This is a genomic window from Microbacterium sp. MPR-TSA4 (assembly GCF_058792815.1).
The window spans coordinates 39,577-56,123 of record NZ_JBXAFF010000006.1; the positions used below are offsets into that span (position 1 = coordinate 39,577).

At 71.3% G+C, this 16,547-nt stretch carries 9 protein-coding genes; 6 read left to right on the forward strand and 3 right to left on the reverse strand.

The window, feature by feature from the left end; genetic code table 11:
• Positions 1-74 precede the first annotated feature (74 nt).
• Positions 75-2,192: a prolyl oligopeptidase family serine peptidase gene (locus AC1Q49_RS05155; protein WP_492491132.1), complete on the reverse strand. Its 2,118-nt coding sequence runs from the start codon at positions 2,190-2,192 to the stop codon at positions 75-77.
• A gap of 313 nt (positions 2,193-2,505) precedes the next feature.
• On the opposite strand from AC1Q49_RS05155, the gene AC1Q49_RS05160 reads away from it, so the two are divergent.
• The gene (locus tag AC1Q49_RS05160) at positions 2,506-3,426 is read left to right on the forward strand and encodes a methylenetetrahydrofolate reductase (protein WP_492491133.1); all 921 of its coding nucleotides are present in this window, start codon (positions 2,506-2,508) and stop codon (positions 3,424-3,426) included.
• Positions 3,423-5,744: a 5-methyltetrahydropteroyltriglutamate--homocysteine S-methyltransferase gene (metE, locus tag AC1Q49_RS05165; protein WP_492491134.1), complete on the forward strand. Its 2,322-nt coding sequence runs from the start codon at positions 3,423-3,425 to the stop codon at positions 5,742-5,744. Before AC1Q49_RS05160 ends, metE begins: the two co-directional genes overlap by 4 nt.
• Positions 5,745-5,787: 43 nt before the next feature.
• Here metE and AC1Q49_RS05170 read toward each other — a convergent pair whose 3' ends face one another.
• Both AC1Q49_RS05170 and AC1Q49_RS05175 read right to left on the reverse strand, forming a co-directional pair.
• Positions 5,788-8,688 (reverse strand): TIM-barrel domain-containing protein, encoded by a 2,901-nt coding sequence (locus tag AC1Q49_RS05170; RefSeq protein WP_492491135.1) that lies wholly within the window; start codon positions 8,686-8,688, stop codon positions 5,788-5,790.
• A 22-nt stretch (positions 8,689-8,710) separates the two neighbouring features.
• A complete protein-coding gene (locus AC1Q49_RS05175; protein ID WP_492491136.1) occupies positions 8,711-12,046 on the reverse strand; it encodes a TIM-barrel domain-containing protein in 3,336 nt (1,111 codons plus the stop codon).
• Between the two features lie 181 nt (positions 12,047-12,227).
• Here AC1Q49_RS05175 and AC1Q49_RS05180 point away from each other — a divergent pair, with 181 nt between their 5' ends.
• From AC1Q49_RS05180 to AC1Q49_RS05195, 4 genes are read left to right on the forward strand one after another with little or no spacing between them, the layout of a single operon-like run.
• Entirely contained in the window at positions 12,228-13,457 is a 1,230-nt protein-coding gene (locus AC1Q49_RS05180) for an ROK family transcriptional regulator (protein ID WP_061782138.1), read from the forward strand.
• Positions 13,454-14,401, forward strand: coding sequence for a carbohydrate ABC transporter permease (locus AC1Q49_RS05185; protein WP_082734139.1), 948 nt, complete (start codon positions 13,454-13,456; stop codon positions 14,399-14,401). The genes AC1Q49_RS05180 and AC1Q49_RS05185 overlap by 4 nt, the downstream gene beginning before the upstream one ends.
• Positions 14,394-15,209 (forward strand): carbohydrate ABC transporter permease, encoded by an 816-nt coding sequence (locus AC1Q49_RS05190; RefSeq protein ID WP_060959495.1) that lies wholly within the window; start codon positions 14,394-14,396, stop codon positions 15,207-15,209. The genes AC1Q49_RS05185 and AC1Q49_RS05190 overlap by 8 nt, the downstream gene beginning before the upstream one ends.
• 47 nt (positions 15,210-15,256) lie before the next feature.
• The gene (locus AC1Q49_RS05195) at positions 15,257-16,501 is read left to right on the forward strand and encodes an ABC transporter substrate-binding protein (RefSeq protein WP_492491137.1); all 1,245 of its coding nucleotides are present in this window, start codon (positions 15,257-15,259) and stop codon (positions 16,499-16,501) included.
• Positions 16,502-16,547: the final 46 nt, after the last annotated feature.

Genomic DNA, 16,547 nt, shown 5'->3' on the forward strand with positions numbered 1-16,547 from the left:
TCGGGCGTTTCGATTCGCTGCGCTCGCTCGACGACCGGGCGGGGCGGTCGGGCGTTTCGATTCGCTGCGTTCGCTCAACGACCGGTGGTGACGGTCGGGCGTTTCGATTCGCTGCGTTCGCTCAACGACCGGTGGTGACAGTCGGGCGTTTCGACTCGCTGCGCTCGCTCGACGACCGGTGGTGACGGTCGGGCGTTTCGATTCGCTGCGCTCGCTCGACGACCGGGCGGGGCGGTGGGGGACAGGCCCGGTCGTTGAGCGACGAGCGCAGCGAGGAGTCGAAACGCGAGCGTGATCGGCGGCACCCCCGGGGTCTCGAAGCCGAACACCTGCCCGAGGAACGCGAGCTCGCTCTCCAACGCGTGCACGACCGACTCCGCGCGGCGGAAGCCGTGCCCTTCGCCCTCGTACAGGACGTACGCGTGGGGGACCCCCCGCGCGGCGAGGGCATCGCGGATCGCCTCGGCCTGCGACGGCGGCACGACCGCGTCCTCCGCGCCCTGCAGCAGGAGGACGGGTACCGCGAAGCCCGCGATGTGCGTCAGGGGCGACCGTTCGACGTACAGGTCCTCGGCCTCCGGCAGCGGGCCGATGAGGCCGTCGAGATAACGGGACTCGAAGTCGTGGGTGTCCGCCGCGAGGGCGCGCGCGTCGCCGACGCCGTAGCGCGAGATGCCCGCGGCGAAGACGTCGGTGCGGGCGAGCGCGGCCAGTACCGTCCACCCGCCGGCCGACCCGCCCTTGATCGCCAGCCGGTGCGGGTCCGCCGCGCCGGACGCGGCGAGACCGGATGCCGCGGCCGCGACATCCTGCACGTCGACGACGCCCCACTGGCCGCGCAGGCGCTGCCGGTACGCCCGGCCGTAGCCGGTGGAGCCGCCGTAGTTGACCTCGAGCACCCCGATGCCGCGACTCGTGAAGAACAGCGTCTTGCCGTCGGCGACGCCGCCCTCGTGGCCGGTCGGGCCGCCGTGGACGAGCACGAGGTACGGCGGACGCTCACCGGCGGGGCCCGCCGCGTGCGGGTTCGTCGGCGGATGGACGAACGCGTGCACCGGCCCGGTCGGTCCCTCCACCGTGAGCGGCCGCGTCGGCGGCACCCACGAGCCCAGCTCGTCGCCGGGGATCTGCGCCGGCGCCCCGACGACGCGCGTCACATGCGCCGCGTCGGGACCGTCGGTGAGGTCGACGAGCCAGATCCCGCTGACTCCCGGGGCCATCCCCGACACGAGCGCCCGACGACCGGCGACGGCCTCGACGGCCAGCGACGCGGTGGCGGGGACGTCGACGGCGGTCGCGGTGCCGGCGGCATCCACCGCCACGAGCTCATCGGCACCCTCGGTCCGCACGGCGAGCAGCCCACCGTCGTCGAGCAGCCCGTACCAGCGGCTGCCGAGAGACCACAGCGGCCCACCCGTGTCGGCGTCCGCGGGGGCGAGTGCGGTACGCGGCAGATCCGCATCGAGCCGCACCCGCCACGGGTTCCAGTGCCCGCTCGCATCGTCGAGGTAGACGAGGTCGTCCTCGTCGGCCCATTCGGGCTGCAGCGCCGCGGAGGCGCCGTCGGTCACGTCCGTCCACTCGACGACGGCGCCGTCGTCGATCCGCCCGACGCGCAGGACCGTGCGGTCCCAGGGCATGTCCGGATGGTTCCAGGCGACCCAGGCGAGGCGATCGCCGCGCGGCGAGAGCACCGGCTGCGCGACGAAGTCGCTGCCGGCGACGAGGTCGCGCGCGCCGGAGCCGTCCCGCTCGATCCGCACGATCGCCCGATCGCGCCCGCCGCGCTCGCGGATGCCGAGGAGCACTCCCGCACTGACGCGCAGACCGCCGTAGCGGACGTCGGGCTCCGCCGTGAGGGGGCGCGGCTCGTGACCGGGCTCGATCACCCAGACCTGCTGATCGCTGCGCTCGACGAAGAACAGACGGCCCTCGTCATCGGCCGCCCATGACCCGCCGCCGTACTCGTGCACGCCCGAGCGCGCGTTCCACGGCGCCGGCAGCACGGTGTGCACCTCGCCCTGCGCGTCGCGGCGGAAGACGGCCGTGCGACCGGCCTCCTCGGGGACGGACTGCCCCCACCACACCTCGTCGCCGACGACGGCGGCGCCGTCGATGCGCGGGGAGGCGGCGGAGGCCCACGCGGCGGTCAGCGGGGAGGGCCAGGATCCGTAGGGGCGTGCGTCGACCATACGTCCCACGCTACGCCGCGGGGCGACGGCATCCTCCCCGCCCGGAGTGAAACGTGTCGTCACACAACACCGGATGCCGCCGTCGTGGCCCTACAGTGGTGCCATCGACGCCCGCGCCAGCGGGCCGCCCGGTTCGCCCGGGCAGGAGCGACAGCCGAGCCCGGCACCCGCCCGCGAGAACCGCACCTTCGTGCGCCCCGCGGCCGACCGGCTGAACGACCCTGACCCGAGAGCGAACCGAGCCATGATGTCTCACGAGCCCCGCGCGACCGCGCCGATCGTCGACGACGTGTCCCCGAGGTCCGCTCGGACGGTGCCCTTCTCCTTCGAGATCTATCCGCCCCGGACGGCCGAGGGGCTCCCGGCCCTCCACGAGACGATCCGTGTGCTCGCCGCCACCGGGCCGCGCTTCATCTCCGTCACGTTCGGGGCCGGCGGATCGACCACCGACCGCTCGCTCGCCGTCCTCACCCACATCCTCCGCGAGACGCCCGTGCCCCCGGTGGCCCATCTCACGTGCGTCGGCAGCAGCTACGCGGAGGCCACCACCGTGATCCGGGAGTTCCTCGACGCCGGCATCACCCGCTTCCTGGCCCTGCGCGGCGACCCTCCCGCGGGGGTCGCGGAGGACGAGGTCGCGCTCGGCGACCTCGAGTCGGCGGCGCAGCTCGTGCAGCTGATCGACCGGGTGCAGGCGGAGCGCTCGCCGTATCGCGAGCAGGAGATCCCCGGCGTTCCCGGGGCCGCGCAGGTCGCCGCCGGGGAGCGGGTCGAGATCGCGGTCGCGGCCTTCCCGAACGGCCACCCGCGCTCGCGCCACCGCTTCGAGGACATCGATGCGCTCCTGGCCAAGCAGGCGGCGGGAGCGACCTCGGCGATCACGCAGCTCTTCTTCCGCCCCGACGACTACCTCGACTTCGTCTCGCGCGCCCGCGCCGCCGGCGTCGTCATCCCGATCCTGCCCGGCATCATGCCGATCACCTCGCCCGCACGCCTGCGCCGCGTCCTCGAGCTCACCGGCGACCCCCGGCCCGACGACCTCGCGGTCGCCCTGGAGGCCGCGACGGATGCCGCCGCGCAGCGCGCGGTGGGCATCGCCCACGCCGCGGACCTCGCCCGCGCCGTGCTCGACGGCGGAGCGCCCGGCATCCACCTCTACGCCTTCAACAACCACGACACCGTCCTGGCCGTGCTCCGCGCCGCCGGGCTCATCCCTGAGGAGACGACCCCATGACCACGTCCTTCCCCGCCGGCACGATCCTCGGTTACCCGCGCATCGGCCGCCGCCGCGAGCTCAAGCGTGCCGTCGAGCGCCACTGGGCCGGTGTGCTCGACGAGGCCGGCCTCGAGACCGAGGCGGCGGCCCTCCGCCGCGCGACGCGCGCGCGGCTCCTCGACCTCGGCCTCGGCCGCGACGACTCGTCCATCCCCGAGACCTTCTCCTACTACGACCAGGTGCTCGACGCGGCGACCGCCGTCGGCGCCCTCCCGGCGCGCTTCGACGCGCTCCGGGGCGAGGACGGCGCCGTGCCGCTCGCGGCCTACTTCGCCGCCGCGCGCGGCGACGGTCATCGTCAGCCGCTGGAGATGACGAAGTGGTTCGACACGAACTACCACTACCTCGTTCCCGAGATCGCTCCCGAGACCCGCTTCGCGCTCTCGCACGACCGGTTCGCCCGGCAGGTCGCGGAGGCCGCCGCGGACGGCGTGACCGTGCGCCCCGTCGTGGTCGGTCCGGTGACCCTCCTCGCGCTGGCGAAGCCCGCCGACGGCGCGCCCGCGGGCTTCTCCCCGCTCGACCGCCTCGAGGATCTCCTTCCGGTCTACGCATCGCTGCTGCAGTCGCTGCGGGAGGCCGGCGCGTCGTGGGTGCAGCTGGATGAGCCGGCGCTCGTCAGCGAGAGTCTGGGAATCGACGCCGACCGACTCGCCGCCGCGGCGGAGCGCGCGTACGCGGTGCTGGGAGCCGCCGCGGACCGTCCGGCGATCCTCGTGGCGGCGCCCTACGGGCCGCTGACGGCCGACGCGTGGAGCGTGCTGGCCGCGGCGCCCATCGAGGCCCTCGCGATCGATCTGCACCGCGCCGCCGAGGCGCCCGCCCCGCATCCCGGCCTCGCCGGCAAGACGATCGTGGGCGGTGTCGTCGACGGTCGCAACGTGTGGCGCGGCGACCTGACCGCCGCCGCGGACCGGCTGGAGCGGCTCCGCGCGGTCGGCGCGGCCGCGGTCGCCGTCGGCACCTCGACGTCGCTGCAGCACGTGCCGCACGACGTCGCCGACGAGCCGGCGCTCGACCCGCGTCTCGCGGCATGGCTCGCGTTCGCGGATCAGAAGGTCTCCCAGGTCGCGACCCTCGCGCGCGGTCTCGTCGCCGGGCGCGCCGCGATCGCCGACGAGCTCGCAGCGGCCGACGCCGCCCTCGCCGACCGTCGGTCGGCGCCCGGGGTGGCCGACGGCGACGTGCGCGCGCGTCTGGAGGGGCTGGACGCCGCGGCATCCGACCGCGCGCCGTTCGCCCGGCGATCCGCCGCGCAGACGGCGCTCGGTCTGCCCACGCTGCCGACGACGACGATCGGCTCGTTCCCGCAGACCGCGGACATCCGCCGGGCGCGCGCGGCCCACACGCGCGGTGAGCTGTCGGCAGCGGAGTACGAGGAGTTCCTGCGCGCCGAGATCGATCGCGTCATCGACCTGCAGGAGGACCTCGGCCTCGACGTCCTCGTGCACGGGGAGGCCGAGCGCAACGACATGGTGCAGTACTTCGCCGAGCACCTCGACGGCTTCGCCGTCACCCAGAACGGCTGGGTGCAGTCGTACGGCTCGCGCGCCACCCGCCCGTCGATCCTGTGGGGCGACGTGTCGCGTCCCGCGCCCATGACGGTCGGGTGGTCGACGTATGCGCAATCCCGGTCGGAGAAGTACGTGAAGGGGATGCTGACCGGACCCGTCACGATCCTCGCGTGGTCCTTCGTCCGCGACGACCAGCCGCTCGCCGCGACGGCCGACCAGGTCGCCCTGGCGCTGCGCGACGAGATCGCCGACCTCGAGGCCGCCGGCATCCGCATCATCCAGGTGGACGAACCCGCCCTCCGGGAGCTCCTGCCGCTGCGGCGGGCCGACCAGCCCGCCTACCTCGAGTGGTCGGTGCGCTCGTTCCGCCTCGCGACGGCGGGGGCGGCCGACGCCACCCAGATCCACACCCACCTCTGCTACTCCGAGTTCGGTGTCGTGATCGACGCGATCGCCGCGCTGGACGCCGACGTCACCTCGATCGAGGCGGCGCGCAGCCGCGGTGAGGTCATCGACGACATCGCGGCCTCGGGCTTCTCGCACGGAGTCGGGCCGGGCGTGTACGACATCCACTCCCCGCGCGTGCCGAGCGTCGACGAGATCGAGGAACTGCTGCAGCGCGCCGCGGACGAGCTTCCGCTGCACCAGGTCTGGGTCAACCCCGACTGCGGGCTGAAGACGCGCGGCTACGAGGAGACCGTGGCGGCGCTGCAGAACCTCGTCACGGCCACCGCGCGCGTGCGGGAGCGCGTCGGCGCGTAGCCCGCGTCGACCCGGTCCCCGCGCGGGGACCGGGTCCGCACGGCTAGAACGCGCCCGTCGTGATCCCGGCCGATCCCGACGGGGGAGTGTTCAGCACGTTGTTGCCGCCGGGCTCCCACGCGTCGGCCGTGTTCGGATTGCCCGCTTCCTGCCGCTTGATGCACTTCCACTCGATCGCGCTGGACGGCGGGAGGTTCTCGATCACACCGGTCCAGGTCGGGTACGCGCTCGGGTTCAGCTTGATCGCGCTCGCGGGCGACCAGTTGCCCAGCTGCGGGATGTTCCCCACGACGTAGACCGACTGGCCGAACGTCGTCGTCGCGAACTCGCACGCGAAGGTCGCCCACACCGGGTCTTCGCCCAGGGTGAAGGCGAAGGTCTTCGCGGTGCCGACCGCGCTGCTGGCGGCCTTGGCGATGACCGTGTTGCCACCGGCGTTGTACCACCCGCTGGCGGCGGCGTCGAAGGCGGCCTTGTTCGCGTGCTCGGTGAGCGCGCTGCCGTTGAGGGTCACCGAGGCGGCCTGCGTGTCGTCGGTGACGAGCTTGACGATCGTCGGCCGCGTTGACGGGGCGCCGGCGTACGTGCCGGATGCCGCGCCCACGGTGACGGTGGCCACGCCGTCGGACGTCGACTGGCTGATCGGCGTCGTGCGCACCGCACCGCTCTGGTACGCGGTGCTCGTGCCGTCGTCCTCGTACAGGGTGAAGCTGGTCGCGGTGTCGTCGGCGTAGACGGTCGTGATCTGCTCGTCGTGCACGGTCGAGTCCGAGCGCAGGCCCGTGATGTCCTTCGTCTCGGCATCGACGAAGGCCTGCGGGATGATCGCTCCCGCGCGGGCGTAGGCGGGCAGCGTGAACACGCCATTGCGCCACAGGGGCACGTCCGTGATCCACTGACCCGTGCTGGCGATGCGCTCGTTCGTGTGGATGTCGATCCAGTCGCCGGCGGGCAGGTACACGTCGCGCTCGCGCTCGCCCGACCCGGCCACGATGGCGACCATGAGGTCGCGGCCCAGCATCTTCTGGTGGCCCATCTCGCGGACGTTGTCGTCGTTCTGGTAGTAGTACACGAGCGGCGGAGCCACCGGTTCGCCGTACCGGTTCGCGCGGTGGGCGAGCGAGTACGTGTAGGGCGCGTTCTCGTAGCGGCGCACCAGGTTCGCGCGGTTGCTGTCGACGTCGCCGATCGCGTCGGGCGTGGTCTCCAGGCAGTTGCAGAGGTTTTCGGTGTGCGGGCGCAGCGGCGTGTCGAACCAGGCGCTGTCGGCGAACCACTGCGTGTACAGCTCGTCGGCATCCGCGTCGAGCATCTCGCGGCGGAACCCGCCGACATCCGAGCCGTAATAGTCGATGCCCGACATCGACATGTGCAGCTGCGTGTTCTGCTGCGACGCGAGGGCCTTCATCGTGGAACCGATGTCGGCCGACCACATGGCCGTCCCGAAACGCTGGATGCCGCCGGCCGCGGCGCGCGAGAGCAGGAACGGGCGGGCGTCCTCGTCGTTGCGCTCGTAGCCGTCGGCGATGCTCTGCGCCCACAGGAGGTTGTAGGCGTTGTGGTAATCGGCGTGCGCGTGCTTGCCGGGGAGGATCCCGGCCGTCCAGTCGTTCGCGTCGTACATCTCCGGCTCGCCGAGGTCGAGCCAGTGCCCCATCACGCCCTCGTCCACGAGGTGCTGGCGCTGCTCGTCGTGCCACGCGGCACCGGCGGCGGGCTGCGTCCAGTCGATCATCCCGCCCTTGCCCCACCACGGGTTGCCGGTGAGGTAGGCCGGGGAGCAGGTCGAGCATCCGGAGCGCACGAGGTAGCCGTCGGCGGCCATGTCGGCGTGCTCGGGCAGATTCTTGCCGACGTACGACTCCTCGATCGGGATGATGCCGACGCCGTCGGCCTTCAGCGCGGCGATCTTCGACGCCGGGTTCGGGAAGCTCGACGTGTCCCAGTCGAGGGTGCCCATGCGGGTGTCGTCGGAGTCGGCGGTCACGCCCCCGAACCACTGCACGTCGAGCATGGCGCCGTCCACGGGGAAGTCGGCGGCACGGAGCCCGGAGATGGTGTCGTCGAGCTCGGACCAGTCGTCGTAGCCGAACTCCGAGACCCACAGTCCGAACGCCTTCTTCGGGGGCACGGGCGGGGTGCCGGTGAGCTGCATGTAGTCCTCGCGAAGGTCGGGCAGGTCCGGCCCCGCCATGAGATACCACCGCAGCTGGTCGCCCCACGTGCGCATCGTCCAGGGGTCGCCGGTCAGGTTCCACTCCTGCTTGTACAGCTGGTCGACGAACAGGCCGTAGTTGGCGTTGGCGTCGCCCACGGCGAACAGCACCGGGATCTGCGTGTTGCCGACCGGGCCGTTCTCCGCGTCGTAGACCATCGCATTGCCGTAGGTGCCGCCGGGGGAGCGGACGCGCCCCACCCAGTCGCCGTCGGCGCTGGCTCCCGTGAAGAACTGCTGCCCGAGGCCGTAGGCGTTCTCCATCGACGACTTCGTGATGTTCAGGCCCTTCCACGCCTGCGTGAGATCGACCGGGCAGGTCGTCTGGAGGACGAGCTCCGGCGTACGGGTGATGTCGGTCGCCGTCACGCACAGCGTCGACGTGTCGACGTCGAGTCGCAGCCCCGATGTCTGGATCGTGCCGCCGCTGCGCGTGTAGGTCTCCGGGCCGGGGTAGTCGGTCTTCGCGATCTGCGGCGTCGTGAACAGCGCCGTCGACGTCCCGGGCGACGTGCCGCCGCCGGCGACCTCGAAGTGCATGAGGTCGTCGTCGAGCACCTCGACCACGAGGTAGCTCGATCCGGAGGTGAACTCGGCCCGCTGCACGCCGAGCGGTGCGGCCTGGGCGGGCGCGGCATCCGCCCAGCCGCCGAGGGCGGTCAGGGAGGCCGCCGCGATCGACGCGATGGCGAGGGTGGCGACGCGGCGCCGCAGGGTCAGAGCGTTCATGGTTCTCTCCGCGGGATCCGGCTCAGCGTGCGAGCACGAGGTTGTCGATGTTGATGCCGCCGGCGCTGCCGCTGTCGTACTCGATGCGCACGGTGTGGCGGCCGGGAGTGAGACTCGCGCCGATCGAGGCGATGCCCCAGCTGTCCCAGGAGCCGGTCGAGGGCAGGGTCAGCGTGCCGACGGACGTCCCGTCGACGCGGACGGTGCGCACGGCCGAGGTCGCCGCGCCGTTGCCGTAGCGCACGTGCAGCTGGTGGGTCGCGTTCGCGTCGGCCCACACGTCGAACTGCACGGCGTCGCCGCTCGTGGCGAACCCGTCCACGAAGCCCGTGCCGGTGTAGCCGGGGTGATCCGTGTTCGTGCCCACGCCCGTCTGCGCGGCGAACTCGGCCTCGTACGCGGCCTTGTCGACGCCGGCCAGCGCGATCGTGCGCGCGGACGTGCTCGCTGCGACCTTGATGGAGGTCAGCTGCTGCACGGCATCCCAGAACCAGCCGGTGCTCGCGGCGGCCAGCGCCGCCACCGACCCGACCTCGGTGAGCGCCGACCCGCCGACCGCCACCGCGGTGGGCTTCGTGCCCGACACCTGGTAGGTCGCGGCGGTGGTCAGCGCCGGAGCCGAGATCGACACGGTGCGCGCCACGCGGTCGGAGGTGACCGCGATGGCGCGGTGGGCGTCCGCCGCGTCCTCGAAGTAGTCGTACGTGCTGGAGGCCGACGGGTAGATCCGGAACACCAGGTTGTCGTACGCCTCGACGTCGTTTCCGATCGTGCCGCCCAGCTCGTAGGCGTCGTTGAGGTTGAGGGGGATGACCGCGCCGGCCCGTGCGTACACCGGGATGCTGTCGGTGGCGGCGTAGTACGGCTTCACGCCGTCGCCGAGCGCGCGGCCGCCGTTCCAGAAGTCGTACCACTCGCCGGCGGGCAGGTAGACGTCCTTCACGGTCTGGCCCTGCGTCGTGATCGGGGCGACGAGCAGCTGCGAGCCGAACAGATACTGCTGGTCGTAGGTCGCGGCGGTCGCGTCGCCCGGGAAGGCGAGACTCATGGCCCGCATCATCGGCACGCCCGTCGAGGCGCTGTCGTCGGCCTCGGTGTACAGATAGGGGACGAGGTTCATGCGGACGTTCGCGAACTTCGCGAAGGTGGGGACCACACTCGTGTCGCCGGTGCGCGCCTGCACGTTCCAGGGAGTGCGGGCCTCGGACGGCGTGGGGTCGGACTTCTCGGAGTGGTACTGCATGATCGGCGAGAAGGTGGCCTGCGACGTCGAGCGCAGGTAGAGCTCGGCGCTCGGGAACGAGCCGGTGAAGCCCGCGAGGTCCCACGCCCAGAACGGGACGCCCGACTGCCCGGCGCTCTGTCCCGCCCGCACCGCCTCCTGGAAGGCGCCGAAGGTGGAGGACTGGTCGCCCGCCCAGAAGATCGACTGGCTCTGGGCGCCGGAGGTGCCCGCGCGGCTGAAGAGCGTGCCGTCGCCACCGGTCTTCTGCTGCACGACGTCGTTGTAGGCGCGGGTGTACTCGTTCGGGTACGCGTTGTGCATCTCGTCGCCCCGGCGTCCGTCGGCCACCTGGAGGTCGCGGCCGAACAGCGCCTCGCTGCCGTCGGTCTTGAAGCCGTCCACGCCCAGGTCGTCGAACAGATAGGCGCGCTTGCTCATCCACCAGTCGGTGGCGGCGGTGCTCGTGAAGTCGGGCACCGTGCTGTCGCCGAACCACTGGCCCGTCGGGATGCGGTAGGGCTGACCGGCGCCGTCCTTCACGAGGAAGTCCTGCGCGGCGGCGTAGGCCTTGTCGTTGAGGTGCTGCTGCGGAGCGGTGGAGGGGTTGGAGGTGAAGTTCTCCTTGAGCACCGGGATCTGCCAGAGGATGACCTTGATGTTCTGGTCGTGGGCATCCTGGATCATCTGCTTCGGGTCGCTCCACGCCCCGCCGGAGGGGAAGGTGAGGTCGGCGTAGTCGAGGCTGCCGCTTCCCGCGGTCGGCGTGTACTGGGCGTCCTTCCAGAGGTAGAAGGTGGCCTCGTCGCTCCACTGCTCCAGAACGAGAGCGCTGTGCGGGATGCCGGAGGAGTCCACCTGGTTCAGCCACGTGTCGACCTCGGCCTGCGTGTTCCACTCGTTCGCCGATCCCCAGAGGCCGAAGGCCCACTTGGGCGGCAGGAGCGGACGGCCGGTCTCGGCGGTGAAGTCGTCGAGCATCTCGGTCTGGTCGCCGGTGAAGAACTGGTACGTGAGGGTCGAGTTCACGGCGCCGCCCGTGTCGACGGTGAACCCGGCCATGTCGGAGCGGTAGGTCGCCAGGTTGAAGATCGCGTACCGGGTGCTGGGGACGTGCACGCCGTAGCCGGCGGAGTTCGCGAAATACGGCACGGAGTAGTACGTGCGGCGGGTCGCGCCCTGGTCCTGGTACTGGTTGTAGACGTAGTTGTGCACGTCGGTTCCGCGATGGTCGAGTCGGTCGTAGCGCTCGCCGAAGCCCTCGAACCGCTCGCTCGCGGGGCTGAGGAAGTGGTCCTCGATCTTGGTCACGGTGGAGCTGCCGTCGCTGGCCCAGCCGATGTTGCGGAACTGCGCCGGGTCGTACTGGCGTGTGATGAGCGTCGTGCCGTCTCCCTTGTAGACCGAGAGGCGGTAGGGGCTCTTGTCGATCTTGAGGACGAGCTGGCTCGTGGCGATGGTCACCTGCGACGCGCCGTTGGTGAGGGTGTAGTCCGTCAGTCCACTCAGGTTCAGGCCCGATCCGCTCGGCGCGATCTGCACGTCGTAGCCGTCGAGGCGGGGGAAGGCGAAGCGCACCTTCGGAGTGAAGTCGCCGGCGCTGTCGCCCGTCACGATGTCGACCGAGGTGCCGTTGTCGATCACGTTCGTGACGTCGGTGACGGTGCTCCACGAGGTGGTCGCGAACGAGAACGGTCCGATGTCGCGCTGGCCGGCGCCGTTCACGTCGGCGTGCACGGTGTACTGCACGTCGTCGCCGCGGGTGAAGGATCCCAGATCGATCTTCCAGTACGTGTTGTTGCCGGAGTTGTAGTCCCAGCTCGCGCCGCGCGGGGTCTGGGCGACGCCGTTGACGCTCCAGGTGACCCACACCGACTGGCCCGAGGCGATCGGCCACGTCGTGGCGCGGACCGTGACGTCCTCGCCCGCCATCGGGTCGCGCGGCGATCGTTCCGTCGGTTGCGCGGCATACAGCTCGTCGTCGCCGTAGGGGTCGTGCCACACCCCGTCCAGCGTGCTCGCCTGTGCCGGGGTCGCCGCGAGGAGGGCGATGACGAGAGCCGTCACCAGACCCGCGGCGAGCACGATCGCGCGCCGGGGGCCGACGAGGGGAACAGTCCGTGCAGCAGAAGACATGGGAACCTCTTTGTTCAGGTCTGAATTTAGTGGAGAGTATGGACCACCTGTGCGTCGGATATCAACCCTTTGTTCTCATCGAGCAGTCGCGCGCCGGGCTGATCGGGGCGAAGGGGAATCGAGTTGACGTTCGCGCGCGTCGTGTCCTAATGTTCTTTCAGGCCTAAACAAAGGGGTTCCCGTGCCGTCTTCATCCGCCCGAGCCGATGTCACTCGATCGGCCGTGCTCGCCTTCATCGGCGGCAGCGGTCCCACTTCGCGGGCCGACCTGGCGCGCGAGCTCGACGTCTCGCCCGCGCTCATCACCCAGCACACGCGTCAGCTGATCGCCGACGGGCTGCTCGTCGAGCTCGACCACAGCCCCTCCAGCGGCGGACGCCCGGCGCGGCTTCTCGGACTCGTGGCCGACGCGGGTCGCGCGATCGGCGTCAAGGTCGTCGCGGATCACATCACCGTCGTGGAGGTCGGGATCGACGGCACCGTCGTCCGTTCCGCGACCGAGCCCTTCGATGCGGCCTCGGGCACCGCGACGACACGCCTGGCCGAGAAGCTGCGCGCGTTCATCGCCGGGGGCGACGGCGCCCCGCTCCTCGGTCTCGGGGTGGGCGTGCCCGGCAACGTCGAGGAGCAGGCGGTCGGCACCGTCGACTCCACGCAGCTCGGCTGGCAGCGCGTGCCCCTCGGCGAAGCGCTGCGTCGCGAGCTCGACCTCCCGGTCCTCGTCGAGAACAACGTCAACGCCCTCGCGATCGCCGAGGCGCTGCACGGCCAGGCGCGGGGGCACGAGAACGTCCTCGTCCTCACGATCGGCACCGGCGTCGGTGCGGGGCTCGTGGCCGACGGCCGCGTGCTGCGGGGCCGGAGCGGCGGGGCGGGGGAGATCGGGCACGTCCCCGTGGAGGAGGACGGTCCGCTCTGCCAGTGCGGCGGCCGCGGCTGTCTCGAAGCCATCGTCGGCCAGGACGCCCTCGTGCGCCGCGCCCGCGAGCAGGGGATCATCGGCCGCGATGCCGGCATCGGCGCGCTGCGCTCCGCGGCGGACGCGGGCGACGCGGGCGCCCAGCAGCTCTTCTCGCACGCCGGCCATCTGCTCGGTCGGGTCCTCGCGGGCGTCGTCAACGTGGTCGACCCCGAGATCGTGATCCTCCTCGGTGAGGGCGTCGAGTCGTGGCGACACTGGTCGTTCGGATTCGAGCCGGCGTTTCGCGCCGGTCTCATCCCGCGCAACCGCGCCGTACCGGTGGCGGTCGAGACGTGGCAGGACGACCGCTGGGCGCAGGGCGCGGCCTCGCTCGTGCTCTCGACCCCGTTCGACGACCAGGGGCGCTCGGGGGAGCAGGGACGTCTCGTGCGCGAGCGGCTCGCCGTGGCGCGTGCGGTCGAGCCCGGAGAAGGCGGCGGCGCGAGATGACCCTCACGGCCCGGCCTCTCCCGGCCACGACGGGACGCGCGGCGATCCGGACCCGGCCCGTGCGGCGGCCCCGGCGACGACTGCGCTACGCGCTCACGGTGCTCGCGTTCCTGCTGCCGAGCGCCATCCCGCTCGCCCTCTTCACGATCTACCCGATGTTCGGCGCGCTGTGGACGAGCCTGCACGAATGGAACCTGCTCGCCCCCATGAAGTGGGTCGGGCTCGACAACTACGTCCACCTCGTGCAGGATCCGGCGACGCAGCGGGCGTTCTTCAACACGCTCTACTACCTCGTCGGCTACCTGCCGCTCGTCTACATCGGCGGTCTTGCCCTCGCCCTCGCCCTCAACGTGCCGCTGCGCGGTCGCAACATCCTGCGCGGTGTGTACTTCCTTCCCGTCGTGACGAGCTGGATCGTGGTCGCCCTGGTGTGGCGCTGGCTCCTCAACCCGTCCGTCGGCATCGTCAACGCGACCCTCGCGGTGTTCGGCATCGACGGGCCGGGCTGGTGGACCGACCCGGCGTGGTCGATGCCCTCGATCATCCTGGCCTCGGCGTGGAAGGACCTCGGGTTCGTCATGATCATCCTGCTCGCCGGGCTCCAGGCCATCCCGCAGGAGATGTACGAGGCCGCGAAGGTGGACGGCGCGGGCCCGTGGCGGCGCCTGTTCAACGTGACCCTGCCGTTGCTGTCGCCCTCAACGTTCTTCGTCGTCGTGATCTCGCTGATCAACGGCTTCCAGGTCTTCGACCAGGTCTACGCGATGACCGGCGGCGGTCCGGCGGGCTCGAGCACCGTCGTCGTGCAGCAGATCTACGACCTGACGTTCCGCTACGGCGCCGCCGGTGAGGCCTCGGCCCTGTCGTGGATGCTGTTCATCCTCGTGCTCGGCGTCACCGTCGTGCAGATCGTCGGCCAGAAGAAGTGGGTGACCTATGCGTGAGAAGACCCAGCGCGCCCTCCTGGCCGCGGTGCTGATCGCCGGCGCTGTCGTGATGTTCTTCCCGTTCCTGTGGACGCTGTCGACGTCGTTCTCGCCGGGCGCCGGCCTGGACGCGACGCCCCGCCTCATCCCGGAGGAGCCGTCGTTCTCCGCGTATCAGACGCTGTTCGCGGAACTGCCGTTCGCCCGCATCATCGCCAACTCCCTCGGTCTGGCCGTCGCCACCGCGCTGCTCCAGCTGATCACCAGCTCGCTCGCGGCCTACGCCTTCAGTCGTCTGCCCTTCCGTGGGCGCTCCGTGGTGTTCGCGGTGTACCTCGCGACGATGATGATCCCCATCCAGGTGCTCATCGTGCCACTGTTCGTGCAGATGCGAGACCTCGGCCTCGTCGACACCTATCTCGGTGTGCTGCTGCCGGGCGTCGCGAGCGCATTCGGCGTGTTCCTGCTCCGGCAGGCGATGAACGCCGTGCCGCGCGAGCTGGACGAGGCCGCGACCCTCGACGGCGCGGGCCACTTCCGCATCTTCGGCACGGTCGTGCTGCCGCTGGTGGGGCCGACGCTCGCGACGCTGGCCGTGTTCTCGTTCATGAACAGCTGGAACGGCTTCCTGTGGCCGCTCATCATCCTGCGCTCGGCCGAGCTCAAGACCCTGCCGCTGGCGCTCGCCGGGCTGCAGGGCCAGTACACGACCCAGTGGGACGTGATGATGGCGGGCTCGGTCGTCAGCATCCTCCCGATGCTGGCCATTTATCTGTTCGCTCAGCGCTACGTCATCCAGGGCGTCGCCTCCAGCGGCATCAAGTAAGACCCGCACGACCTCACCTCGCACACCCGTATCGAAGGAGATATCGCATGAACCGCACAGCACCCATCGCCGGGATCGGCGTCCTCGCCGTCGCCGGCCTCGCCCTCGCCGGATGCTCCGGCTCCGGCTCGCCCGCCGCGGGGGGAGACGTGACCATCACGTACTCGAACTTCATCTCGGCCGGCGGCAACGAGAAGAACCTGCAGTCGATCGTCGACGCCTTCGAGAAGGAGAACCCCGGCATCACCGTCGAGGTGAAGACGCTGCCCTACACCGACTACTTCACGGCGCTGCAGACCGACCTGGCCGGCGGCACGGCGGCGGACGTGTTCGACATCGAGTTCGCGAACTACGCCGCGTATCAGAAGAGCGGCGTCCTCGCCGCGCTGGACGGCGTGGACACGAGCGTCTACCAGGCCTCGCTCGTCGACGCCTACGCCACCGACGGCACCTCGTACGCGCTGCCGAGCTCCTTCTCCAACGTCGTGCTGTTCTACAACGCCGACCTGTTCGATGCCGCGGGTCTCGCGTACCCGACCGCCGACTGGACGTGGGCGGACGAGAAGGCCGCCGCCGAGAAGCTCACCGACGCGGGCGCCGGGGTGTGGGGCGACTACCAGCCCATCTCGTACCACGAGTTCTACAAGGCCGTCGCCCAGGCGGGCGGGCAGTTCCTCACCGCCGACGGCAAGGTCGGCTTCAACAGCCCGGAGGGCATCGCCGCCGCCACCTGGCTCGTCGGCAAGAGCGGCACGACCATGCCGACGGCCGAGCAGGGTGCGGGCACCCCCGACTTCGACAGCAAGCTGTTCGCGGACGGGAAGCTGGCGATGTGGCACAGCGGCATCTGGATGTTCGGGGGCCTGGCCGACGCCGGCATCTCCTGGGACATCGCCGTCGAGCCGGGTGACACGCAGCACGCGAGCGCGCTGTTCTCCAACGCCGTGGGCGTGTCTGCGGGCACGAAGAACAAGGAGGCGGCCACGAAGTTCGCCGAGTTCCTCACGAGCTCGAAGACGACCGTCGACACGCGTCTGACGGCCGGCTGGGAGCTCCCGCCGATCGCCGACCAGACGGCGCTGTCCGCCTACCTCGACATCACCCCGCCGGCCAACCGCCAGGCCGTGTTCGACTCGCTCGAGGAGGTCGCGCTCGCGCCGTCGATCGGCGACGGCCAGGCCGAGATGCAGGACATCGTCACCGAGGAGCTGACCGAGGCCGCCGCCGGCCGCAAGACGGTCGAAGCGGCCCTCGCCGACGCCGAGAAGCGCATCACGCCCCTCCTCGGCTGACATCCCCTCTGGTGGGGGGGGGGGCGCCCCCCCCCCCCCCCCCCCC

What these genes read in the sequence shown, in the direction of transcription:
- AC1Q49_RS05190 (WP_060959495.1), top strand. Translation starts at nt 14,394, where the DNA reads ATGCGTGAGAAGACCCAGCGCGCCCTCCTGGCCGCGGTGCTGATCGCC.
- AC1Q49_RS05185 (WP_082734139.1), top strand. Translation starts at nt 13,454, where the DNA reads ATGACCCTCACGGCCCGGCCTCTCCCGGCCACGACGGGACGCGCGGCG.
- AC1Q49_RS05195 (WP_492491137.1), top strand. Translation starts at nt 15,257, where the DNA reads ATGAACCGCACAGCACCCATCGCCGGGATCGGCGTCCTCGCCGTCGCC.
- AC1Q49_RS05170 (WP_492491135.1), bottom strand. Translation starts at nt 8,688, where the DNA reads ATGAACGCTCTGACCCTGCGGCGCCGCGTCGCCACCCTCGCCATCGCG.
- AC1Q49_RS05175 (WP_492491136.1), bottom strand. Translation starts at nt 12,046, where the DNA reads ATGTCTTCTGCTGCACGGACTGTTCCCCTCGTCGGCCCCCGGCGCGCG.
- metE (WP_492491134.1), top strand. Translation starts at nt 3,423, where the DNA reads ATGACCACGTCCTTCCCCGCCGGCACGATCCTCGGTTACCCGCGCATC.
- AC1Q49_RS05155 (WP_492491132.1), bottom strand. Translation starts at nt 2,192, where the DNA reads ATGGTCGACGCACGCCCCTACGGATCCTGGCCCTCCCCGCTGACCGCC.